The sequence below is a fragment of the Microbulbifer taiwanensis genome (assembly GCF_014904815.1).
Taxonomy (GTDB): domain Bacteria; phylum Pseudomonadota; class Gammaproteobacteria; order Pseudomonadales; family Cellvibrionaceae; genus Microbulbifer; species Microbulbifer taiwanensis.
This window is the reverse complement of sequence record NZ_JACZFR010000044.1, coordinates 33,540-56,929: the sequence shown is the minus strand read 5'-3', so window position 1 is coordinate 56,929 and position 23,390 is coordinate 33,540. Positions and strand designations below refer to the sequence as shown.

Annotated in this window: 20 protein-coding genes; 8 read left to right on the top strand and 12 right to left on the bottom strand. The window is 60.6% G+C overall.

Annotated elements, in window-relative coordinates:
* Positions 1-173: 173 nt before the first annotated feature.
* The 8 genes from ligB to djlA all read right to left on the bottom strand — a co-directional run bounded on the left by ligB (position 174) and on the right by djlA (position 7,769).
* Positions 174-1,919, bottom strand: a complete 1,746-nt coding sequence (gene ligB, locus IG627_RS15710) for an NAD-dependent DNA ligase LigB (protein ID WP_193193340.1) — start codon at positions 1,917-1,919, stop codon at positions 174-176.
* Positions 1,920-2,005: 86 nt separating this feature from the next.
* The gene (locus tag IG627_RS15705) at positions 2,006-2,278 is read right to left on the bottom strand and encodes a CDGSH iron-sulfur domain-containing protein (protein WP_226865249.1); all 273 of its coding nucleotides are present in this window, start codon (positions 2,276-2,278) and stop codon (positions 2,006-2,008) included.
* A 72-nt stretch (positions 2,279-2,350) separates the two neighbouring features.
* The gene (locus IG627_RS15700; RefSeq protein WP_193193338.1) at positions 2,351-3,058 is read right to left on the bottom strand and encodes an OmpW/AlkL family protein; all 708 of its coding nucleotides are present in this window, start codon (positions 3,056-3,058) and stop codon (positions 2,351-2,353) included.
* 249 nt (positions 3,059-3,307) lie between these two features.
* A complete protein-coding gene (locus IG627_RS15695) occupies positions 3,308-4,114 on the bottom strand; it encodes an OmpW/AlkL family protein (RefSeq protein ID WP_193193337.1) in 807 nt (268 codons plus the stop codon).
* A gap of 201 nt (positions 4,115-4,315) precedes the next feature.
* Positions 4,316-4,996 (bottom strand): OmpW/AlkL family protein, encoded by a 681-nt coding sequence (locus IG627_RS15690; protein WP_319024583.1) that lies wholly within the window; start codon positions 4,994-4,996, stop codon positions 4,316-4,318.
* Between the two features lie 511 nt (positions 4,997-5,507).
* Positions 5,508-6,302 (bottom strand): OmpW/AlkL family protein, encoded by a 795-nt coding sequence (locus IG627_RS15685; RefSeq protein ID WP_226865265.1) that lies wholly within the window; start codon positions 6,300-6,302, stop codon positions 5,508-5,510.
* Positions 6,303-6,633: 331 nt separating this feature from the next.
* Positions 6,634-6,939 carry a BolA family protein gene (locus IG627_RS15680; protein WP_193193334.1) on the bottom strand — a complete coding sequence of 102 codons (306 nt, stop codon included), beginning with the start codon at positions 6,937-6,939 and terminating at the stop codon, positions 6,634-6,636.
* Positions 6,940-6,986: 47 nt separating this feature from the next.
* Positions 6,987-7,769, bottom strand: a complete 783-nt coding sequence (gene djlA / locus IG627_RS15675; RefSeq protein ID WP_193193333.1) for a co-chaperone DjlA — start codon at positions 7,767-7,769, stop codon at positions 6,987-6,989.
* A 240-nt stretch (positions 7,770-8,009) separates the two neighbouring features.
* Between djlA and IG627_RS15670 the strand changes: the two genes are divergently transcribed.
* The 3 genes from IG627_RS15670 to IG627_RS15660 are packed head-to-tail and all read left to right on the top strand — an operon-like array spanning position 8,010 to position 11,243.
* Positions 8,010-8,606 carry a hypothetical protein gene (locus IG627_RS15670; protein ID WP_193193332.1) on the top strand — a complete coding sequence of 199 codons (597 nt, stop codon included), beginning with the start codon at positions 8,010-8,012 and terminating at the stop codon, positions 8,604-8,606.
* A 4-nt stretch (positions 8,607-8,610) separates the two neighbouring features.
* The gene (locus IG627_RS15665; protein WP_193193331.1) at positions 8,611-9,081 is read left to right on the top strand and encodes a (2Fe-2S)-binding protein; all 471 of its coding nucleotides are present in this window, start codon (positions 8,611-8,613) and stop codon (positions 9,079-9,081) included.
* Positions 9,078-11,243 carry a xanthine dehydrogenase family protein molybdopterin-binding subunit gene (locus IG627_RS15660; RefSeq protein WP_193193330.1) on the top strand — a complete coding sequence of 722 codons (2,166 nt, stop codon included), beginning with the start codon at positions 9,078-9,080 and terminating at the stop codon, positions 11,241-11,243. Before IG627_RS15665 ends, IG627_RS15660 begins: the two co-directional genes overlap by 4 nt.
* Before the next feature lie 134 nt (positions 11,244-11,377).
* Here IG627_RS15660 and IG627_RS15655 read toward each other — a convergent pair whose 3' ends face one another.
* Complete coding sequence (locus IG627_RS15655; protein WP_193193329.1) at positions 11,378-12,262, bottom strand: LysR family transcriptional regulator; 885 nt, start codon at positions 12,260-12,262, stop codon at positions 11,378-11,380.
* A 96-nt stretch (positions 12,263-12,358) separates the two neighbouring features.
* On the opposite strand from IG627_RS15655, the gene IG627_RS15650 reads away from it, so the two are divergent.
* From IG627_RS15650 to IG627_RS15640, 3 genes are all read left to right on the top strand, one after another.
* On the top strand, positions 12,359-13,063 hold the full coding sequence (locus IG627_RS15650) for a hypothetical protein (protein WP_193193328.1): 705 nt from the start codon (positions 12,359-12,361) through the stop codon (positions 13,061-13,063).
* Complete coding sequence (locus IG627_RS15645; RefSeq protein WP_193193327.1) at positions 13,060-13,761, top strand: type 1 glutamine amidotransferase; 702 nt, start codon at positions 13,060-13,062, stop codon at positions 13,759-13,761. Before IG627_RS15650 ends, IG627_RS15645 begins: the two co-directional genes overlap by 4 nt.
* A gap of 182 nt (positions 13,762-13,943) precedes the next feature.
* Positions 13,944-16,145, top strand: a complete 2,202-nt coding sequence (locus IG627_RS15640) for a Vgb family protein (protein WP_193193326.1) — start codon at positions 13,944-13,946, stop codon at positions 16,143-16,145.
* Positions 16,146-16,372: 227 nt separating this feature from the next.
* On the opposite strand, the gene IG627_RS15635 is transcribed toward IG627_RS15640, so the two are convergent.
* From IG627_RS15635 to IG627_RS15625, 3 genes are read right to left on the bottom strand one after another with little or no spacing between them, the layout of a single operon-like run.
* The gene (locus IG627_RS15635) at positions 16,373-17,686 is read right to left on the bottom strand and encodes a sodium ion-translocating decarboxylase subunit beta (protein WP_193193325.1); all 1,314 of its coding nucleotides are present in this window, start codon (positions 17,684-17,686) and stop codon (positions 16,373-16,375) included.
* A gap of 19 nt (positions 17,687-17,705) precedes the next feature.
* Complete coding sequence (oadA, locus tag IG627_RS15630; protein ID WP_193193324.1) at positions 17,706-19,499, bottom strand: sodium-extruding oxaloacetate decarboxylase subunit alpha; 1,794 nt, start codon at positions 19,497-19,499, stop codon at positions 17,706-17,708.
* A gap of 52 nt (positions 19,500-19,551) precedes the next feature.
* The gene (locus tag IG627_RS15625) at positions 19,552-19,785 is read right to left on the bottom strand and encodes an OadG family protein (protein WP_193193323.1); all 234 of its coding nucleotides are present in this window, start codon (positions 19,783-19,785) and stop codon (positions 19,552-19,554) included.
* Positions 19,786-20,211: 426 nt separating this feature from the next.
* Between IG627_RS15625 and IG627_RS15620 the strand changes: the two genes are divergently transcribed.
* Entirely contained in the window at positions 20,212-21,219 is a 1,008-nt protein-coding gene (locus tag IG627_RS15620; protein ID WP_193193322.1) for a tRNA dihydrouridine synthase, read from the top strand.
* 389 nt (positions 21,220-21,608) lie between these two features.
* Positions 21,609-23,336, top strand: coding sequence for a DNA polymerase/3'-5' exonuclease PolX (gene polX / locus IG627_RS15615; protein WP_193193321.1), 1,728 nt, complete (start codon positions 21,609-21,611; stop codon positions 23,334-23,336).
* The last annotated feature ends 54 nt before the right edge of the window (positions 23,337-23,390 follow it).

Here is a 23,390-nt window from a genome sequence, read left to right as displayed (position 1 = left end):
CTATTAGCGACCTGTCATTTTTAGAATGCGCCGGCCGCAGTCCCCCTGGCGGCTATTGAACGCGGAGTTTAACACAGGCCCATCGCCCATCGCCCACGGGTGTGGCGCCCCTCCATCGTCGTCATTACGGGTTTCTGCCGGAGAGTCCGCTTCGATCGGCATTTACCCGACTGCTAAAACCCTTGGATATCCAGCGCGGCCAGCTTTTCCCCCAGCGCCAGGACCTCCGGGTGCCGCATAAAACGGGCGATATCCGCCGCGCGCTGCGGGCCTATATTCGGCAGCTGTCGCCAGTCAGCGACGCTGCGCTCCGACAGGCTGGCGAAGGATTCGTCGCGCCAGAAGTCCCCCGGCAGGCGGGTCGCCGCGGGCATGCCGAGTGCGAGCATCCACGCGCGGAAGCTGCGCCCCCGGGCCTGCCGGAAATTCCCCAGTAGCTTTTCCGCCCGCAGTTCGCCGATTCCGGGAATATCGGTAAGATCCCGCTGCGACAGTGCTGCCCAGGCCACCAGGTCGGGAAGCTGGCCGGCCTCCAGCAGCGAGCGCCAGCGCGCTTCCCCCATGGCGCGAAAGCCCAGTTTCTCCCCCAGCCACTGCGCCCGCGCCAGGAACTGCGCCTCGCAGTTTTCCGTCGGTCTCCAGCAGCTCAAGTGGTGATAGGCATCGGGGTCGGGTATATCCAGCGCCGCCCGCGCAGTGGCCGGCAGGGTGACATCAAGGATTTTCGGGATTGTCTGGCCCGCCAGGGTTACCTGCAGTTGATCGCCGGGGCGGATATCCCAGGCCTCCCACTGGGCAAAGGAACCGCTGCTGAGCCGTCGGATGCGCCGGCCGTCGAGGCTTAGCGGCCTTATCTCCACCACCGGCACGATTTTGCCGGTGCGGCCGACCGGAAAATCCACGCCCACCACCTCCGCCAGTGCCGTCTCCGCCGGGTGCTTCCAGGCCGCCGCCCAGCCGGGCGGCTGCGGGGGCCGGCGCTCCACGACCGGCCTTTCACCCTGCCGCAGGACAATGCCATCGGTAGCAAAGGGTTGCGGTTCCCCGTACCAGTGCTCGCGCCAGCGGCGCACCTCTTGCACAGTCTCTATCCGGCGGGTAAAAATCGCGGTGTTGTAGCCCATCGCCGTCAAGGCCCGCAGCCGCTCCTCCATGGTCTCGGGTCCCTGCGGCCAGTCCCAGATAAAGACCGCCAACGACCGCGCCTGCTCGGCCGACAGTTGCCGCGATGCCATGGCGCCGCTGGCAAGCCCGCGGCCATTGCTGCTGCCGTTGCGCTGCACATGGCCGTCGAAACGCCAGTAGATTTCGCCCTGTAAAACCAGCTGCGGCCGCCTGTCGGGAATTTCCGCAAGTATGGCCGGGATATTGCGCGCGTGGTGAGTCCAGTCCTGTCCGCGCACGCCGTCGCCGCGACTGATCATCTGCGCTAGCCCGCCGTCGCGATAGACCAGCGTCACCGCCACGCCATCCACCTTCGGCTGTATCCAGATATCCCTGCGCCCCGCCAGCCACTCGGCGACGGCCCCGTCGCCCTTCAGTTTGTGCAGTCCCGTCTGCGGCACCGGGTGCGCCAGGGTGTGCCCGGCCGATGGATGCGACCGCGCAACTTCGCGCGCATGGCGGGGAAAACAGTGATTCCAGCGCGCCAGTTTCTCCCGCGCGCTGTCGTATACCGAGTCCTCTACCAGGGAGCGGTGCTGAAGATAGTAGGCCCTGTCCCACTGGATGATTTTTTGCTGCAACTGGGCTATTTCCGCCCGGGCCTGCGCACCGGACCATGCCGGGCAGTCCGCAGACTGCGCCACAGCAAAGCTGCAGCAAAACAACAGGAGGCCCGCGGCCACGACATTCGACAGGTAATGTCCGAGTCGGGATCTGAAGCAGCAGACGCGGGATTCAGGCGGGATGATTTCCATATCTTCCTTCCTTTTACACATGGCTATAAAAGGCAGGATACCCGTTGCATGCAACGCGGCCAACGGGTGCGCCGGATCGTCCGGATTTACAGTTCCCGCTCCCGCCCCACATCTGCGGGTGTGAACTGTTTGTGGTGACCGTCGCAGAAGGGGCGATTGTGGGTGTGCTTGCAGCAGCAGAGCCAGAAGTCTCCACTCTCCTGCACGGTGAATTTCAGCGGTTTCAGGTCAGTGACCTTGTGGCTGCCGTCGCAGAAGGGCTGTGTGGCAGAGCGGCCGCAGACGCAGAAGAAGTAGGTCTCACCCGCTTCCAGGTGAACGCGCTGGGGGGGGTGGTTGGCGACGAGGGGGCCAGCCATTGTGGTTATGGGTGGAAACAACGGCGGCGGGCCCAGGGGCCCCCCCCCGCGAAATCGCTGTGGAAGCGCCTTCTAAAAACGATAGCCGAGACCCGCCATGTAGACCAGCGGATCCAGTTCCACATCGGCCGAGACACTGCCGACACCGGGCACGTCTATCTCGGCGGTGGTATCCAGATCCACCCACCAGACGGCGAGATTGAACATCCACTGGTTTTTGGATCCGAACGCCATATCGATGCCGGCCTCGGCAGCTATGCCGATCGAGGAATCTATGGACATCTTCGCGTCATCTGTCGCCCCCAGTGTCGCAAACAGGTCGTCGGCGCCGTTTGAGAGCTCCTCGTCGAAGAAAACCGTGTAGTTCAGCCCGAGGCCGACGTAGGGCTGTACCGAGGAGGCGTTCTGCATCGGGTACCACTGCAGCAGCACCGTCGGCGGCAGGTGTTTGGTCTGGCCGAGGTCGAGCTTCTGCGCGGTCAATCCGGAGACCTCCAGGTCGTGCTGGAAGGGTAGCGCGGCCACCACTTCCACGCCCCAGTGATCGCTGAACATATAGACACCGGTGAGGCCGAGGGTGCCGTTATCCCCTACCCTCACACTGGTGCCCTCGATTTCAGCGGTGCTGTCAGTGGTGAGCGACAGCGGACTGGAACTGACATCGGGGCTGACGGTGGCGTTGCCGAATCGCAGTATCTTGCTGCCGGTCTCATAGGCGAGGGACAGACCGGGCGCTACGGCGATTAAAATGATCGAAAGCAGTTTCACTGGAAGTCTCATTGTGTTCTCCGGGTATTTATCTGCAGGAATTATTGAATCGGGAGAGGCTTATTATCCGGGGCTGATACCCGCTAGAAGTCTAGGTTTGCCCCCCGTATCTGCCAGAAATCCACCGGGGTTTGCAGCGAGATTGAGAACCAGCCTGCAAGGGCGACACCTGAATCATTGACTGGTGAGAGGAATCGGTGAGGGAAAATGCGGAAATAGTTGAAAAGGCGCCGAAGCGCCTTTTCAGCTGTAGCTGCCGACTCAGAAACGGTAGCCGATCCCCAGGTTGTAAATCCAGGGATCCACCTCGATATCGGTTCTCGCCGCATTGACAGAGACACCGGGATCGAAAATCGCGGGGACCGCGTAGTGCAAGTCGGCCGCCACTTCCATATCCAGGTATTGCACCGCGACGTTCACCAGCCAGTTGCTGTCGCGACCGAACATGATGTCGACACCGACCTGTGCCGCCCAACCCCAGTCGTCTTCCAGGAAAAGTGTGGCCGGGCCTACGGCATTGGCTACCGACGCCAGGTAATCATTGGCATCGACGCGGAAACTCGAATTGTCAAAGTCCGTGTAGTGGCCGCCGAGCCCAACGTAGGGTTGTACCCAGGATTCCTTACAGACCGGGAACCAGTTGACCATCAGTTCACCGGTGCGGCGATCGACACTGCCGGCCCGGATTTTTTCATTCTCAAATGGACGCAACAGGCCCCTCAGGTCCAGGTCGAGTTCCGACTCGCCGACGTAGATGAACTCCACCGAAAAGTGGTCCACGGGCATAAAGCCGATACTGAAATTCCAGGTGGTTTCGCTGTCGAGTTCGTACCTGAGTCCATCCAGGTAGGGATACAGATCCCGGTTGAAACGCCACTTGCCATTGTCATCGTCGGGATCCACATAGGAGGCGCCGACGCGAACCATTACTGTTCCGGCCTCGTAGATGGCCGGCGGCGCAGCGGGGGGCGGTGGCGTGTAATCGGCAGGTCCTGCCGAGGCTGCGACGGACACTGTCGCGGTGCTAACGGCCAGCGCCACTGGCGCCAAGATTCGCGTCAATTCCATAACTGATCACTCCATTGATTGCGGCAGAATCCATTGCAAGCTGCCCGATCACCTTTTTAGTCTAGACACGAGAAGACACCGCTGTAGAAAAAACATCCAACCTGGATTCGTCAATTGGAACATTGACTCAACTTCTATCGCCGCCCACAGAACCGATGAAAAAAAGGCGCCGAAGCGCCTTTTTCCCAAGGAATAGAGGTATCAGAACTTGTAGCCGACACCCACATTCCAGATCCATGGATCCGGTTCGAAACTGGCCCTGACCGCATTTTCGAAGGTGCGGGTGGACCCCAGGTTGGTCAGGCCCTCGACCGGATAGTAAAGAGCCGAGCTGAAGTCGACATCGTGGTACTGGACAGCGGCATTCACCAGCCAGTTGCTGTCGCGCCCGAAGAGCATGTCGATGCCAATCTGGCCGACCCAGCCCCAGGAATCCTTGACGGAGAAACGGGCTGGACCTATGGCATCGCCGAAGTCCGCCAGGAATTCGTTAAATCCCTCTTTCACATTGGCGCTATCGAATTCCGTATAGCTGGTGCCGACACCAACGTAGGGCTGTATCCAGGATTCCGGGCAGACCGGGAACCAGTTGAACGTCAGCACGCTGGTGTTCCTGTCCAGGCTGCTGACCTTGAACTTGTCCGAGAAGGACTCACCCATAAAGGTCCCGTTGACCCGCACCTTGTGGTCGTGATCGGACTCGCCCTGGTAGTTGTACTCGATACCGAAATGGTCGACCGGCATGAACATGGCGCTGAACTGCCAGGTCCACTCATCCGACAGATCGTAATCGAACCGCTCAAACTCCGGGAAAAACTGCGGATTGACCAGTTTTCCAGACGTACTATCCGGGTCGAAGTAGCCGCCGCCGACACGAACCACTGTGGTTCCGGCGTGGTACAGCGGTTGTGGCCCGGGAGGCGGCGGGGCGTAACCGGAGGGGCCGGCCAATGCATTTTGCGCTCCTACCGCGGCCGAAACTGCGAGAGCCAGAGGTGTCAGAATGCGCGTCATTTTCATCAGTAAAAACTCCGTTGATATTCGGCAAATTCAACAGCAATCCACCCAATCAATTTTCAGTCTAGACACGAAAATAAACACCGCTAGAAAAAACGCCCCGATATCCGATTGACTATTGGAACTTTTGATCAAACTTGGCGTGAAAAATACTTTTATGGCGTGAAATTTAACTGCGTGCGAATGCGTGCCGAAGAGGAGATCAACGACAGCTTGTGAGCGGGGATCCAGTATCAATTGGCGCCTGTTTTTCCACTTAAATCTGACCAGATTTTCACAAGAATATTCTTACGCCGCTGGCCGCAGAAAAACTGGCGCCGCCCAAAATAAAAAAGGGCGCCGAAGCGCCCTCACAAGTCTTTATCTGCCGGGGCAATCAGAATGCGAACTTGTAGCCCACAGACAGATTGAATACCCAGGGGTTGTAGAGATAGTCACCGGAGTAGGACTCCACCACGCGACCGGGATTGGGCGAGGTGCTGTCCTCGATGATATCGAACCGGACGTCGGTCTCGGAATCCAGGTAGAGCGCCGCAACGTTCACCAGCCAGGCGCTGTCGTGACCGAAATTGAAATCGGCACCTATCTGCCAGGTGTATCCCCAGGAATTGCCCATTGACATTCTGCCCCTGAGCCCGAAGTCCTGCAGGTCTTCACGCACAATACCCCTGAAGCTTTCGCTACCGAAGTCGGTGTAGTTGATACCGAAGCCGACATAGGGCTGGAACATGCAGGACGGATCCAGCGGATACCAGTTGGCCATCGCGGTGCTCATTTCCGGCTCGAATTTCGCAAGATTGCGAATCCGGTCGACGTCGAACCCGGAAAGCTCGATAAAGCCATGGGTGTTGCCACCGACATGTTCATCGCCATCGATATACATCAGCTCGAAACTGAAGTGATCCGTCGCCTTCCAGGCACCACTGATATTCCAGCCCCACTCATCTTCCGGGTCCATGGTCGCGCGAAATGCGTCGAAGAACACCAGGGATGAATCGACAAAGGTCATCCGGTCGGAATTCGGAGTGACGTAGGACGCACCCACACGAACGATAAACTCCTGTTTATCCGGCGGCGGCGGGGGCGGTGCATATCCGGAAGGCCCTGCAGAGGCCACACCAGAAACTGCCAGTGCCAGAGGCGCCAGAGAGGGGATCAAAATACGCGTCATCTTCATTTGAGGTAACTCCATTGATATTCAGCAGATTAAAACAGCAATCAGCCCAATCAATGGTCAGTCTAGTCGCGTGAAAACACGGCCGTAGAAAAATTGACCAAATTCTGGCGCCAAAAAAGAAAATTCCTGCGAATTAGGCGGAGAAGTATTTTTTTTGACGGAAAATCATTCCCACTTTGCGCCTGTCGCGCAGAGCTTTTGGCGCAGGAGAGGGAATGGAATTGAGGTCAGTAAAAGTTTTTACGCGCCGCAGCAGTTCGAAAAGAACTGCTGCGCGGTGGTAAGAAATAACTGGAGACGTTCAAAGAATCGCGGGGAAAACAGGTTACTTTTTTCCGCCACCGAGACATTCCGGGCTCTGCGGCGCCGCACCCTGCCACTCCTGCGGGCTGTAGGTATGCAGAGCCAGCGCATGTATCGGACCGGCCATCTCCTCGGCCAGTACTGCATACACTTTCTGGTGTCGCTGTACCTTGCGCAGCGAAGTGAAGGTGTCGCTCACCAGTACTACGCGAAAATGCATTTCCGAGCCCGCCGGTACATTGTGCATATGGCTTTCGCACTGCACGTCGATATGCTCTGGCGCAAAGGCCGCACTCAGTTTTTCTTCAATTTTATTGGCAAGGCTCATCAAATACCTCGGTGATTCAGAAAATTCAACTCTGGGTGAAGAACACCCTATGCCGTTGCACTCGCCTCGCGTTTGCGCGACTCGACAATAGTGTCGTAGGCCACGGTGATGCTTTTCATCTGGTCTTCCGCATGGCGCATAAACTCTTCCGGCAACCCCTTGGAGGCAATCTTGTCCGGGTGGAATTCGGCCGCCTTGCGGCGGTAGGCGAGTTTCAGGTCGCGGTCGCTGGTCTCCGGTGTGCACTCCAGCACATCGTAGTGCTGCTGCAGGCTGGCGCCGGACGCCGGTGCTCGCTGGTCGAACTCGCCCCACATGGCGGAGAAAATAGACTCGTGCAGTCCCAGCTCGGCGGGAATGCGGCGCAGTATTGCCTCTTCCGCCGCGTGCAGTTCGCCATCTGCAAATGCCACGGCAAACAGCAGTCGGTAGACCATTTCGCGCATGGCCTGGTTGCGCACCAGTTGCCGGTACTGTTGCGCATAGTCGTAGATGCTGTAGTTATCGCTCTTGGCGTTCTGGAAAATCTTGATCGCCTGAGCGCGGTCCTCGGCACCGAGGCGCAGGTTGGTCCGCATAAAGTCCTCGATAAACTGGACTTCCGCCTTGGAGACCTGCCCATCTGCCTTGGCCATCTTCGCCAGCATGGAAAACAGCGTGACGATAAACACCGTCTGGGCGCCGTCGCGGTTGAGGCCGGCGGCGGCACCGCCGACGCGCTGCAGACCGGAGCCGAAAGAACTGCCGATCCAGGCACCCAGCGCCGCGCCGATGGGGCCACCAAACATCAAGCCGATACCGGCTCCAATTCCCGCGCCCAACCAGGACATAGACTCTCCTCCGGGCGCCCAGCTGCGCCCCTGCATACAAAAAAACGCGCCTATCATAGCACGCGCCCCGCCGCGCTACGGCACCCGCCTGACTAACCAGTCAGAAAAGTGTAAACACTTTGGACGCCACAGCGCATCTTTTGTCGCTGCAACACACCCCTTACGCCCTCGCCGCCTGTCGCCGGTGCCACACCGCGATTATGGTTGCTGCATTCTTCCTTTCACGAAGAGAAACGCAAAATGGGAATGCGGCGAACGGTTGCGCTATTGCGCTCAACGGTGACCTCTATCGCACTGCTGTCGGCCCTGGCCGCTTGCGATGGCAGGGAGAAAAAGTCCATGGCCCGGCCCGAGGCGGACCCCGGGGCGCTGCGGGCCTGGGAACAGATCGCCACGGTGCTGCAGCACCCCCGCTGCCTCAACTGCCACCAGGTCGATACCCCGCTGCAGGGTGACGACGGCCACCCGCACAACCCCCGGGTAACCAGGGGGCCGGACAACCTGGGGGTCGCCGCCATGCGCTGCACCAATTGCCACAACCAGAAAGGCAACAATCCCAGTTCCGGCGTGCCCGGCGCGCCCCACTGGTCACTGGCGCCGCTGTCCATGTCCTGGGCCGACCTCTCTTCCGCCGCACTCTGCGAATCGCTGAAAGACCCGAAGCGCAATGGCGGCAGGTCGGCGGAAGACCTGAAAAAGCATATGGGAGAGGACAAGCTGGTGCTCTGGGGCTGGGAGCCTGGTGCCGGACGCGAACCTGTCCCTGTCGACCATGCATCCTTTTTGCAACTGCTGACCACCTGGGTGGCGGCAGGCATGCCCTGCCCCAAGGAGTGATCTAATGGCCAGAATCGAGTTGAAGATCAACGGGCAAGACCGGCAACTGGACGCGGACCCGCAGATGCCACTGCTCTGGGCCCTGCGCGACCTGCTGGATATGACCGGTACCAAGTACGGCTGCGGCCGCGCCCTCTGCGGGGCCTGCACGGTACATATCGACGGCGAGGCAGCGCGCTCCTGTTCGATAATGCTGGGGGAGGCCCAGGGCCGGGAGATCACCACCATCGAGGGCGTTTCCGGCCCGGTGGCGGATGCGGTGGTCGGCGCCTGGCGGGAACTGGATGTGGTGCAGTGCGGCTACTGCCAGTCCGGCCAGATCATGTCCGCTATCACCCTGCTGTCGAAAAATCGCAAGCCCAGCGACGAAGATATCGATGCCAGTATGGAGGGCAATATCTGCCGCTGTGGCACCTACCAACGGATCCGCGCGGCCATTCTCGAGAGCGCGAAGAAAATCGGAGGTGACCAGTGACCAGGCACACGGACGCACCCGAATCCCTGTCCCGGCGCCGCTTTCTCAAGGCCGCCGCCTCGACGGTCTTTATACTCGGCTTCTATGTGCCACTGGGTCGCCGAACCGCCAGTGCACAAACACCACCTTCGGAGACACCGGCACCGAACCTTTTCCTGAAAATCGATAGCGACAACATCATCACCGTCATCAGCAAGTATTTCGAAATGGGCCAGGGCGTGGTCACCGGCGTGGCGACGCTGTTGGCGGAAGAGCTGGAAGCGGACTGGTCGAAACTGCGCTTCGAGTTCGCCCCCAACGACGTGGCTACCTACAACAACCTGGTTTTCGGCCCGGTAATGGTTACCGGTGGCTCCGCCTCCATGGCCGGCTCCTGGATGCAGATGCGCAAAGTCGGTGCGGCCGCGCGTACCATGATGATCGAGGCGGCGGCGAAAAAGTGGAAAGTCCCCGAAGCCGAACTGCGCGCGGAAAACAGCACAGTGGTGCACACTTCCGGAAAGAGTGCCACCTACGCCGAGCTGGCCGCAGATGCCATGCAGTTGCCGGTGCCGCAGGACGCACCGCTGAAAGACCCCGCGGACTGGAAGCTGATCGGCAAAAATGTCCCACGGCTCGACTCCGCGGAGAAAACCGACGGCAAGGCCCTGTTTGCCATGGACGTCAAGCGGCCCGGCATGCTCACCGCTGCTATCGCCCACCCGCCACTTTTCGGCGCCAAAGTGAAAAGTTTCGACGCCACGGCCAGCGAGGCCATCCCCGGGGTCGAGGAGGTGGTGCAGATTCCCGCCGGTGTGGCCGTATTGGCAAAAGACAGCTGGAGCGCGCTGCGCGGGCGTGATGCTTTGAAAGTCGAGTGGGACACCAGCGGCGCCGAAACCCGCTCTGACGAGCAGATCTTTGCGGAATACCGCCAGCAGGCACAGGGCGAGGGACTGGTCGCAACAAAGCGCGGCGACGCGGGCAAAGCGCTGCCTTCCGCGGCGCAGAAATTGACGGCGGAATTTACCTTCCCCTTCCTGGCACATACACCGATGGAACCCCTCAACTGCATATTGGATTTCGACGGCGACAAGGCGGAGATGTGGTCCGGCTGCCAGCTGCAGAGTATCGACGAGCATGTACTCTCGGAAGTACTGGGTATTGAATCCAAACGAATCAGAATCCACACCCTGCTCGGCGGTGGCAGCTTCGGTCGCCGCGGCAATCCGCTCGGCGACTGGGTCGCAGAGCTGGCGCAGATCGGTAAGGCGATGAAAAGTCGCGCACCGGTACACCTGCTGTGGAGTCGGGAGGACGATATTCGCGGCGGCTATTACCGACCAATCGTTTTGCATCAACTGGAAGCCGGCCTGGACGACAGCGGCAATATTGCCGGCTGGCAGCACAAGGTGGTCACACAGTCCCTGTTCACCGGCACCCCCTTCGCCGCACTGATGGTCAAAGATGGCGTGGACCACAGCAGCGTCGAAGGCCTGGCAGACACGCCCTACCAGATCGACAACTTCAACGTGCGCGTATACAACGCCGAGTCGCCGGTGCCGGTGCTCTGGTGGCGCTCGGTGGGCCACACCCACACCGCCCATGTGATGGAAACCGTGATCGACGAACTGGCGCGTATGGCCGGCCGGGATCCGCTGCAATACCGCCTCGAGTTGCTGCCCGAGGCTCGCGACAGAGAGGTGCTGCAACTGGTTGCAGGCAAGTCCGGTTGGGGCGGTTCCACCGGGGAGAACCGGGGGCGCGGCATCGCCTTCCACAAGTCCTTCGGCACCCGGGTGGCAATGGTGGCGGATGTGTCCATAGACGAGGGCGATTTCACGGTGGACAAGATCACCGCCGCCGTGGATTGCGGTGTGGCGATCAACCCCGACGTGGTGACCGCACAGATAGAGGGCGCCATCGGTTTTGCCCTGTCCACCCTGTTGCGCAACCGCATCACCCTGAAAGACGGCAGGGTGCAGCAGAGCAATTTCCACAACTACGAACCGACGCGTATACGGGAAATGCCGGCGGTGGAGGTGCATATAGTGCAGTCGGCGGAGCCCCCCAGCGGTATCGGCGAACCCGGCGTGCCGCCGCTGGCGCCGGCAGTGGGCAATGCGATAGCCGCGGCCACCGGCAAGCGGATGTACGCCATGCCGTTCAGCCTCAAGGCCTGAGGGAGCCCCTCTTGTAGGAGCGGCGGGGCGGCCATCCGCCCATGGCCGCGATCGGTCTCACTACGTAGCGCAATCGATCGCGGCCACGGGCGGATGGCCGCCCCGCCGCTCCTACAGGGGGGGATTCCCCCAGGTCAAAGTGCCTGCAGCAAGCTGTCGAGCCAGCTCTCGCCCCCACCCCGCCAGACCACGATCAATTCCTCGGTACACTGGTAGGGACAATCCACCACCTTCACCCGCACAGCGCCTATTTCATTGAGCAGCTGTTCTGGCAGGTAGGCCAGCAACTGGCCACCCTGCACCAGGCTGCAGAGCACGCCGTAGTCGTTCACCACCACACTGATCTTGCGCGGCAGCGCGTCCTCGCGCCAGCCGTCGCTGCCGATACCGCGCTCCTCGCCACAGAAGGGGGAGATCCTGGGTGCGGCGAAGGGATACCGCAGTATCGTCTCCGTCGTCACCTCCACCGGCCTCTCCCGCCGCCCCTGCACCAGCGGGTGCGATGGTGCCGCGGCGACGCGCATGGTGGTCGAGCCGACCGAGCGCACTGACATGTCATCGGGTATCTGCGCGGCCACCGCATCGGTCACCAGGGCGAAATCCACTTCGCCGCGCACCAGCATCCGCAGCGCCAGCGCCTCGTAGGCGGAAGTCATGGACAGGCGCGCGTCGGGCTGCTGCAGCGCCAGGCACTGCTGGATACGCCGCGACCACTCCAGCTGCAACATCGCCGGCGCCGCCACCCGGCACTCGAGGCCGCGGGCCAGGCCGCCGAACTCGGCGCGGGTCTGCTGTGCCATGGCCACTATCTCCGCCGCGCGCCTCTGTAAGCGGCGCCCTGCGTCGTTGACGCGAATCTGCTTGCCGACACGGTCGAACAGGCGTGTATCCAGTGCCGTCTCCAGCCGGCGCAGGGACTTGCTCAGGCCCCCGGCGCTGGTATCCAGTCGATCCGCGGCGCGCTGCAGGTTCTCGGTGGCGGCGATCACCAGGAACTTCTCCAGATCATCTATTTCCATTCTGGAATCAATAGTCTCCATATCAGAATCGATTGGGCACTAATGTATGGCTAGAATTTCGCCGTGACAAGCGCGTCAGCCAATTGCGATACCTCTATGAGTGCACTACAAAATCCACGTCGGCACCACGGCCGGCGCCGAGGCAGCAGAAGCTTTGCCCACAGCGGCTGGCTCAGGCTGTTTGCCAGCTGGCTGCTACTCGCACCGGTTGCGATGGCGGAAGACGAATCCGTCGGCGTGCACGGTATGGCGCTGCTGCCCGTCGGCGAGCGGCTGATCGCGTCCCATATGCCACTGCACGGCGGGCGCCACGGGCACCAGATACTGCTCGAAGTGTCGTCCGCAGCGGGTACCGGCCTGCGCTCCCTGATACAAGACGGTGTACTGGTATCCGCCGAGCCGGAGCGCTTTTCCCTGAAGGCACTGCAGAAGGGTGAAATTGGCGCATTCAGCGCGCGTATTTATCGCGGGCACTTCGAGCGCGGCGGTGCGCCCCATGCCGATGGAGTGCAGTTACAGATTGTGCAGAAGCTCCTCGACAGGCCACTGGTCGAGCAGAAGAACGGCCACTACCGCCTCCTGCATTTTGGCAACACCGCCCTGCTGGTGCACGAAATCGGCACCCCGCCCAGTTTTGACCAGATTCTCGAGGTGGAGTCCGACGCCGAAGCGCCCTCGCGCATACACAGCGGCAGCAAACAGCCGCTGTCGAAGGACAACTGGCCCGCGGCGATAAGTGATGCGGGTATTCGATTCAAACGAGTGCTCTACCTGGAGACGAGGGACTTTCAGCAACCATGAGTAACCGGCTGCTGGTAATTCAGCATGAAAAACACGAGGGCCCCGGCTATATCGCCGACTGGGCTGCGGCGCGCGGCGTGGAACTCGAAATCATCGACCCACGCCAGCAGCTACTGCCGGACTGCGGTTTCGACGGCCTGGTGGTACTGGGCGGTCTGATGGACGTGCGCGACCACAGGGAACTGCCGTGGCTCGCCTGGGAGATTGACTGGATCAGCCGCGCGACGCGCACATCCGTGCCGATACTCGGCATCTGTCTCGGCTCCCAACTGCTGGCCCACGCGCTGGGCGCAGAAGTGATCGAAATGCCGCAGGAAGAACTGGGCTGGCTGCCGGTGACTCCGAAGCGGGACTGGCAATTTGGCACAGGGCTGGTGTTCCACGCGCACAAATACCGCTTCGCTATTCCCGAAGGCGCCAGATGCCTGGCCGAATCCAAGCTGTGCCCGCACCAGGCCTTTTCCGCCGGCGCGCATATTCTCGGCCTGCAATTCCACCTCGAGTGGTCAGCGGAGGATATTGCGCAACTGTTTCCCGAGTATTACGCGCGGTACGGCTCGCCGGAAATCTTCCACGAGGCGAGCCGTCGCGCTCTGTTCCAGATTCTCGACAACCACTTTGATACACTCACCAGTGCCCATATAAAACAGCGGCCGCCAATTTCACTGCTCGGATTCGCCCAGCGGTTGCAGGGTTGATACGCAAAGCTACCGGGGCGGTCCAGCCTGCCCCGGTGAAGGCCCCAAGCTCTCTCACCAATTCCTTCCTATCGGTTCATTAGAGCTCAGGCGTATTCACTTCGCCGGCGACGGCTTGTGCCATACTTCTTCGAAATGGATTTTCTCCAAGTCGTGAACTGGCAGTAAGGAAGTAGAAGTTCATGAAGATTGCAGGCCCGGCCGGATACCTCTCCTTTCACCCCAGACTCCCAACCCTGATCGCCGTCGCGGCCCTGCTTTCGCTGGGCGGACTATTGGCAAGGGCGCAGGGCGACATCGACAGGAACCCGGAAGCCGGCTCGCCAACCGACAGTGCGTTGCAGCAGTTTGCTCCGAATGATCCCTGGCTGCCGCGGGTAAAAAAAATCCGCGGCCGGGTGGAGGGCAATGGCGGCCCCCTGCCCGGTTACAGGGTCTCCCTCCGTGTCAGCTACGCGGGCAACTTCCCCGTCGATCATGTCCTCGGGATTTCCACCACTGACGCTGCCGGTGAATTTGAAATCCGCTATCGGCTGCCGGGCAAACTGTCCCCATGGCTCAAGCCGGTTTATTTTGTCATTGCGGAGAAACGCCCGGCGATGCTCGCTGGCGCCGTGGGCGCCGGTTCAAAAGTACTGGAAAAAGTGGTTATCAACGAGCGCACTACTGTCGCTACTGGTACTTCCTTCGCCCAGTTTATCGAGGGCCGCAAGATTCGCGGCAACACTAACGGCATGCGGAATGCGGTAAAGATGGCCGAGAATATGGCCAACCCGGCAAACGGCCATATCGGCGAAGTACTGGCCCGGACACCAAACGGCTCCGAGACTTCGACCCTGACCACGTTCAATTCCCTGACCAATGTCGTCGCCGCCTGTATTGCCAGCGCCGCCAACTGCCACGACCTTTTCGCGGCCACTTCGGGCGGCGGGTCGGCGCCGCACAATGTGCTGCAGGCCATAGCCAATATCGCCAAATTTCCCGCCTACCCCAACTACCCACTGAATGCAGGCGACCCGCTGTTCCTGCTCTCCCTGCTCTCGCCTATTTACCAGCCGGCGCTGACGGACAGGCCCACCAACTGGCTGCTGTTTCTAAAGTTCACCGGCGGTTTTTACTCTCAGCAGGACAGGTTCAACCTGATGGATGGCCCGGGCAATGTCGCCATCGACGAGCGCGGCTTCGGCTGGATCAACGCCAACTATGAACCCGCGGCGCCGAGCGAAGTCGCCTGCGCGGGATTGCGGCTGATGAAGTTTTACCCCTGGGGAGAGTCTTTCCCCGGGTCGCCCTATTTCGGTGGCGGTCTCAGCGGCGCCGGTTTCGGGATAACTTTCGACCCGCACGGCAATCTCTGGGTGGGCAACTTCGGCTTTGAGGCACCCGACTGCGCAGACGGCACAGTACCCCCGGATCCGGCCAAGGAAATTCCAGCAACCCACAACAGCGTGTCCCTGTTTCACCCCAGCGGCACCCCCCTGTCGCCTCCGAGCGGCTTCACCCGCGGCAACATTTCCTGGCCACAGGGAGTTGTGTCAGACAGGAAGGGGAATATCTGGAGCGCCAACTGCGGCAATGACAGTGTCACCTTCATTCCCAGGGGAAATCCACTGCGGGCGCGCAATATCCCCCTGCCCGGCGGCATCACCAATACCGGTGCGGAAACCCCATTGCTGAAACCCTTTGCCATCGCCATAGACCCCAAAGGGCGCGCCTGGGTAACCGGCAACGAGGCGCAGGAAGTCTATATCGTTTCCGCCGACGGCAGCGTCGAGACAGTGGACTCCTCCGCGGTATCCGTGTCCTGGCCGATGGGTATTGCCGGCGACAGCCAGGGCAATATGTGGGTATCGAGTTCCGATACCGTCAATATCGTCTGCACTACGCCCCTGGACTCCCAGGCGGGCGGTATGCCGTCGCTAATTTTTTACCCGGCCGACGGCGGCACGCCGAAGCAGTACACCAAAGTGGGCGGCTTGAGTGTGCCCTGGGGCAACGCCGTCGACGGTGACGATACCGTGTGGGTATTTAATTTTGGCCACACGCCGATGGAGGATGCAGACGAAGACTACGAATGGCCCGACACCGGTATCGCGCGCTTCTGCGGCGTCGGCAATTGCCCGCCGGGCCTGAAACCGGGTGACCCCATATCGCCGCATACCGGCTATACCAGCGATGCCCTGGAACGCATCACTGCCGGTGCCGTGGATCCGTCGGGTAATATCTGGCTGTTGAATAACTGGAGGAAGGACGGGCCGCTGTTTTACGACACCAATCCGGGCGGCAACTCATTCGTCATAGTTCCCGGCGCAGCCAAACCGGTTAAGACGCCGCTGATAGGTCCGCCGCGAGCATTCCGCAAAGCACACCACCCGGACCTGTAGATTCCCTGTTTCAAGTCAAGCCATCACTGTCCTGTCATACCGGTGCAGGCCGGTATGACGAGAAAGCCGATCTGTAGGGGCCGAAGGCGTCGCAAGTACCTGGAGCGGCTGGAACGCACCTAGTGTTCGCCCGCACGGGCCGGCCAGGTTCCAAATTCTTCGCTTACCCTAAATAAAATGGGCGAACACAAGGTCCGCCCCACAGGTTCAGTACCCGAACAATTCCATCAACCGGTCATGGCCCGCACCATGGTGATCATCACACCCGCCGCCACCGCCGAGCCGATAACACCGGCCACATTGGGCCCCATGGCGTGCATCAGCAGGAAGTTGTGCGGGTTGGCCTCCAGGCCGACCTTGTTCGACACCCGCGCGGCCATGGGCACCGCGGAGACGCCGGCGGAGCCGATCAGCGGGTTGATCTTGTTCTTGCTCACCAGGTTCAGCAGCTTCGCCATCAGTACACCGGCGGCAGTGCCGATGGCAAAGGCGACGATACCCAGTGCCAGGATGCCGAGGGTCTTGGGATCCAGGAACTTGTCCGCGGCCAGTTTCGAGCCCACAGACAGACCGAGGAAGATGGTGGTGATATTGATCAGCGCATTCTGCGCTGTGTCGGAAAGCCGCGACACCACGCCGCACTCGCGCATCAGGTTGCCGAAGCAGAACATACCCAGCAGCGGCGCCGCGTCCGGCAGGAATAGCGCGACCAGGATCAACAGCAGCAGCGGGAAGGTGATTTTCTCGCGCTTGCTCACATGGCGCAGCTGCACCATCTCGATCCTGCGCTCCTCCGGCGTGGTCAGGGCGCGCATGATCGGCGGCTGAATCAGGGGCACCAGGGCCATATAGGAATAGGCCGCGACCGCGATGGCGCCGAGCAGGTCCGGAGCCAGCAGACTGGAAACGTAGATGGCCGTGGGGCCGTCGGCACCGCCGATAATACCGATGGCGGCGGCGTCGGCGATGGAGAAATCCATGATGCCGGCCACCGACAGCCCGACAGCGCCCAATACGGTGGCAAAGATGCCGAACTGCGCCGCCGCGCCGAGGAACAGGGTGCGCGGGTTGGCCAGCAGCGGACCGAAGTCGGTCATGGCGCCGACGCCCATAAAGATCACCAGCGGCGCAACGCCGGAGGCGATGGCGACGTTATAGAAGTTGTACAGCATGCCGTTGTTGAAGCCGGCATCCAGCGCGAATTGGGTCACCTGCGTCTGCACCGCCGCCGGCGCATTGGACAATGCCTCCTTCAGCGCGTAGAGGTCACCGGTATACTCGACACCGAGGAGCTGGGCCAGCTGTGCCAGTACCGCCGCATCGCCGGAAGCCAGCGCCGTCTCCGCCGCCGACAGCGCCAGGTCAGCGCCGGGAATATTGGCCAGCAGGCCGCCGAAACCGATGGGTACCAGCAGCAGCGGCTCGAAGTTCTTGCGGATGGCGAGGAACAGCAGCCCCAGCCCGACGAGAATCATCACAAACTGGCCCGACGCCATCTGGTAGGCGCCGGACGACTGCCAAAGATTTACAAGATTATCCACGTGCGACTCCTAGCCTGCGTTACGCGATGGACAGCAGGGCATCGCCCACCGCCACGGAATCGCCCTCTTTGATCGCCACGCTGGTGACGCTGCCGGCGCGGGGGGCGCTGACGGCAGTTTCCATTTTCATGGCTTCCAGCACGACGATGGTCTGACCCTCGGCCACCTGGTCGCCCGGCTTGACCATTACCTTGAAGATATTGCCGGCCAGCGGTGCCTTGACCGGCTCGCCGCCGCCGGCCGCCGGTGCAGCGCCTGCGGCCGGTGAAGAGACCGCGGCACCGCCAGCAACAGGCGCAACAGCGCTCAGGTCGCCGCCGTCGGCAACGCTCACCGTGTACTTCTGCCCCTCGACGGTCACCGTGTAGACTTCCTCGCCCTGCTCGTTCTTCACCGCACTGCCCTCGTTGCCGGTGGGCACAGGCTCGAAGGCATCCGGGTTGTCGCGGTTCTTCAGGAACTTGAGGCCAATCTGCGGGAAGAGTGCGTAGGTAAGCACATCGTCTATCTCACCATCGCCTTCGACCAGCGCCACGTTTTCTTCTGCGGCTTTCTGTTTCAGCTCCGCAGTCAGCTTGTCCAGTTCCGGCTGCAGCAGGTCCGCCGGGCGACAGGTAACCGGCTCGGCGCCCTCCAGCACCCGCGCCTGCAGCTCCATATTCACATCTGCCGGCGTTGCGCCGTACTCGCCTTTCAATACCGCGGCCGTCTCCTTGGAGATTGACTTGTAGCGCTCACCGGTGAGCACATTCAGCACCGCCTGGGTGCCGACGATCTGCGAAGTCGGGGTTACCAGCGGAATAAAGCCCAGATCCTCGCGCACCCGCGGGATCTCCTCCAGAACCTGGTCCAGTTTGTCGCCGGCGCCCTGTTCGCGCAGCTGGTTTTCCATATTGGTCAACATGCCGCCGGGTACCTGGGCCACCAGGATGCGCGAGTCGACACCGCGTAGCGAGCCCTCGAACCTGGCGTACTTCTTGCGCACCTCGCGGAAGTAGGCCGCTATCTCTTCCAGCAGGTTGATATCCAGGCCGGTGTCGCGGTCGGTGCCCTCGAGGATCGCCACCAGCGCCTCGGTGGGGCTGTGGCCGTAGGTCATGGACATGGACGAGATGGCCGTGTCCACATTGTCGATACCCGCCTCGATACATTTCAGCGCGGTGGCGGTGGAGAGACCGGTGGTGGCGTGGCACTGCATATGGATGGGGATATCCACCGCGGCCTTCAATTTTTTCACCAGCTCATAGCCCTCGTAGGGGCGCAGCAGGCCGGCCATATCCTTGATGGCGATGGAGTCGGCGCCCATATCCTCGATCTGGCGCCCCAGGTCCACCCACAGGTCCATGGTATGCACCGGGCTGACGGTGTAGGAGATGGTGCCTTGGGCGTGTTTGCCCTGCTTTTTCACCGCCTTGAGCGCCGTCTGCAGGTTGCGCATATCATTCATGGCGTCGAACACGCGGAATACATCCACGCCGTTCTCCGCCGCGCGCTCGACGAATTTTTCCACTACGTCGTCGGCGTAGTGGCGGTAACCGAGAATATTCTGGCCGCGGAACAGCATCTGCTGCGGCGTATTCGGCATGGCTTTTTTCAGCTCGCGAATGCGTTCCCAGGGATCCTCACCGAGATAGCGGATGCAGGCATCGAAAGTGGCACCGCCCCAGGATTCCAGCGACCAGAATCCGACTTTGTCGAGTTTCTCTGCAATCGGCAGCATATCGTCCAGCCGCATGCGGGTCGCAAACAGTGACTGGTGCGCGTCGCGCAGGACTACATCGGTTATGCCCAGTGGCTTTTTAAGCTCAGTCATGGGTCGTCTCTCTCGGCAAATTTATTGGAGATGGTTCAGCAGTATTTTTTGGTTAGCGTCTTTTGCGATGCTGGTCTATGGCAGCCTTGATAATCGCGCGCAGGCGCGCGTCGTCACCGGCTGCACTGCTGGGTGCTGGAGCCACCGGCTCCGCGTCGGGAAAGTTGCGGGTAATAATTCGGGACATGATGGCGGTGCCGATCACCAGCAGCAGCAGGAATGAAAAGACGATCCCCATGCCGAACAGCGTGATGTCCAGCCCCTGTTGTAGTAGCGTGTCTTGCACTGTTTATTCCCCTAATTATTCAGGCAATAAAACCGGCCATCCTGAACGGTTTTATCAGCGCCCGCAATACGGTGGCGTAGATACGCGATTATATTTTCGTATTGCGGTTACTTACCGGCCCGCAGCCGACTGCGGCAATACCCAAACCAATTAAATTCCCTAACAAATTGTTATGACAGGTATTCGCGCAAAGCGGGCGCTATTATCAATACAACTTCCCTTTAAAATCAAATACTTATTAGTTTCAGCCGCAACGAAAAGACCATAGATGAAGCAGTAAAACAGACGCTGGTCAGCGACCGGATATCCCCTCCGTATCGGCAATAACGACCGTATTGACTCCCAGTTCCAGCCTGATCATTTTTACACCAAACCTGCCGCAAACTGTTAGAATACGCGCCCGATTCCGGCACCGACCACCGATATATGACCACTGAGACCAATATCTCCATTCCCAGGATCTACCAGGCACCGATGGAGGGCGTGATAGACCACCATGTGCGCGCCCTGCTCTCCGCGCTGGGAGGCCTGGATATCTGTGTCACCGAATTCGTGCGCGTCACCGATACCCGACTACCGCGGCGGGTCTTCACCCGCCTGTGCCCGGAACTGGAAGCCGGCGCCGCCACCGCCAGCGGCACCCCGGTGCGCCTGCAACTGCTGGGCGGCAATCCCGAGGCCATGGCCCGCAACGCGGCCAAGGCGGTGGAGGTGGGCGCGCGGGCTATAGACCTGAACTTCGGCTGTCCGGCCAAGACCGTGAACAACAGCGATGGCGGCGCCTGCCTGTTACAGAGCCCACAGCGGGTGGAGGCCATTATCGCTGCCGTGCGCCGTGCAGTCCCCGACAGTATCCCGGTAACGGCCAAGATCCGCCTCGGCTATATGGACAGGTCCAGTTATCTGGACAATGCCCGTGCCGCCGAGACTGGCGGTGCCAGCGAGCTGGCGGTGCATGCCCGCTCCAAGGTGGACGGCTACCGGCCACCGGCCTACTGGGAATATATCGGCGAGATCAGGCAGCGGTTGTCGATCCCGGTGATCGCCAACGGCGATATCTGGACCCTGGACGAATTCCGGCGCTGCCGCGACGTCACCGGCTGTGACGCCTTTATGTTCGGCCGCAGCCTGCTGGCGCGACCGGACCTGGGGCTGCAGATCAAGGCCTACTGTGAAGGGCAAGCCTATGAGCCCATGAACTGGCAGCAGGTGGCCACGCTGCTGTGGGACTACTACCAGACCACCCGTGAGATTTACCCGGCCAAGTACCTGGGTAACCGTATCAAGCAGTGGCTGGCCTACCTGAAACTCGCTTTTCCCGAGGCACAGCTTTTCTTCGAACGCATCAAGCGCTACCGGGAAGCGGAGCTGATAGAGGCGGAGTTTGCCCGCGAGATGGCGGCCGAGTCGGCCACAGCAAAACTCATTGCGTGATAGCAGCCTGAGTGGACTCCGCAATCATCAGCGCGCCGCGGTATGCCCCGCGGATTGGTAGGACGCAGCAACCGCAGCGGGCGGCTGGGCACTGGCCGGCCTGATAAACAGCCGGCCGAAAGCGAGTATAAAAAGCACTATGATGATCGCGTAGACGACTTTCCTCACCAGACCAGCCCCTCGTTGCGGCAAAGCAGTGTATTTTTATAGGTATAGTCTCTAAGCATCGGGGCGGACAGCTGCCGTTGGCAAATGCACATCCATATGAACTTACGGAAAAAGCCGAAGAACAGGGCGCTCAGTGCATCGACGAAAAGGTATTCCAGAAAATGCTCGGCGGATCCTGACCCTATACTGAATCTGCCCGCGGCAACTCCTGATCCACCTCTATGCCTGTCCACAACAGCGAAATCGCCGACAAATTCGACCGCCTGGCGGACCTGCTGGAAATCGAGGACGCCAACCCCTTCCGCGTGCGCGCCTACCGCAATGCCGCGCGCACTGTGCGCGGCTATCCGCGCAGCATGTCCGATCTGCTGGACGACGGTGCCGACCTGACCGAGTTGCCGGATATCGGCGATGACCTGGCTAAAAAAATCCAGGCCATGGTGGAGACGGGCAATCTGCCGCTGCTGGAGGAGGTAGAGGAGCGCACGCCACCCGCGCTAAGCGAACTGATGAAGATCGAGGGCCTGGGACCCAAGCGGGTCCGCGCTCTCTACCTGGAACTCAATATCAAGACACTCGACGATCTAAAGGAAGCCGCGGAGAGCGGCAAGATCCACGAGATCGCCGGCTTCGGCGACAAGAGTGAAGAGAAAATCAGGAAGCGCGCGGAAAAGTTCATCGGGGAGAAGAAGCGCACCCTGCTGATCGAGGCCGAGGATATCGCCAGGCCGCTACTAGAATACCTGAAAAAAGCTGAGGGCCTGAAGGAAATCGTGATTGCCGGCAGCTACCGGCGGCGCAAGGAGACGGTAGGCGACCTGGATATTCTGATCACCGCGGCGAAAGCTGGCACCGCGTCGATCATGGACCACTTCACCGATTACGACGAAGTAGAGGAAGTGGTTTCCAAAGGCAAAACCCGCTCCACCGTCTACCTGCGCTCGGGTATGCAGGTGGACCTGCGCGTAGTGCCCCAAATCTGCTTCGGTGCCGCACAACACTACTTCACCGGCTCCAGGGCGCACAATATCGCGGTGCGGAAAATGGGGGTCAAAAAGGGCTACAAGATCAACGAGTACGGGGTTTTCAGGGGCGACGAGCGCATCGCCGGAAAAACCGAAAAGTCCGTCTACGACAAAGTCGGCCTGCCGTATATTGAACCGGAACTGCGGGAAAACCGCGGCGAACTGGAAGCAGCCAAAGAAGGCGAACTGCCGAAGCTCATCACCCTGGACGATATCCGCGGCAACCTGCACGCCCACACCAAAGCCAGTGACGGCCACAACTCACTGAGGGAAATGGCCAAGGCGGCCGCCAGCCTGGGCTATGAGTATTTAGCCATAACCGAGCACTCGAAAAGCCTGGCCGTTGCCGGCGGCCTGGATAAAAAGCAGCTGCAGGCGCAGTTTAAAAAGATCGATAAACTGAATGAGCAGCTGGACGGTATCGTGCTGCTCAAATCCAGCGAGGTGGACATCCTCGCAGACGGCTCTCTCGATTACCCCGACGACCTGCTCAAAGAGCTGGATTTTTCCGTCTGCGCGATTCACCAGAAATTTGACCTGCCGGGCAAGAAGCAGACGGAGCGCATACTGCGCGCGATGGATAACCCCTATTTCAATATCCTCGCCCACCCCAGCGGCCGCCTGATCAACGAGCGGGATCCCTATGAGGTGGATCTGGAAAAAATTCTCGAAGAGGCGAAGAAGCGCGGCTGTTTCGTGGAGCTGAATGCACAGCCGAAGCGACTGGATCTGACCGACGAAGGCTGCATCCTGGCAAAGAAAATGGGCGTTGGGATTTCCATCGCCACCGACGCCCACAGCACCGCCGACCTGGAACATATGCGTTTCGGCGTGGACCAGGCGCGGCGCGGCTGGCTGGAGAAGAAAGACGTGATCAACTGCCTGCCACTGAATAAACTGCGGAAACTTTTTAAACGCAACTGAGCACCGACAATCGTACTGGTCCCCGTTTACGGATCAATCGATGCTGTTCACCAG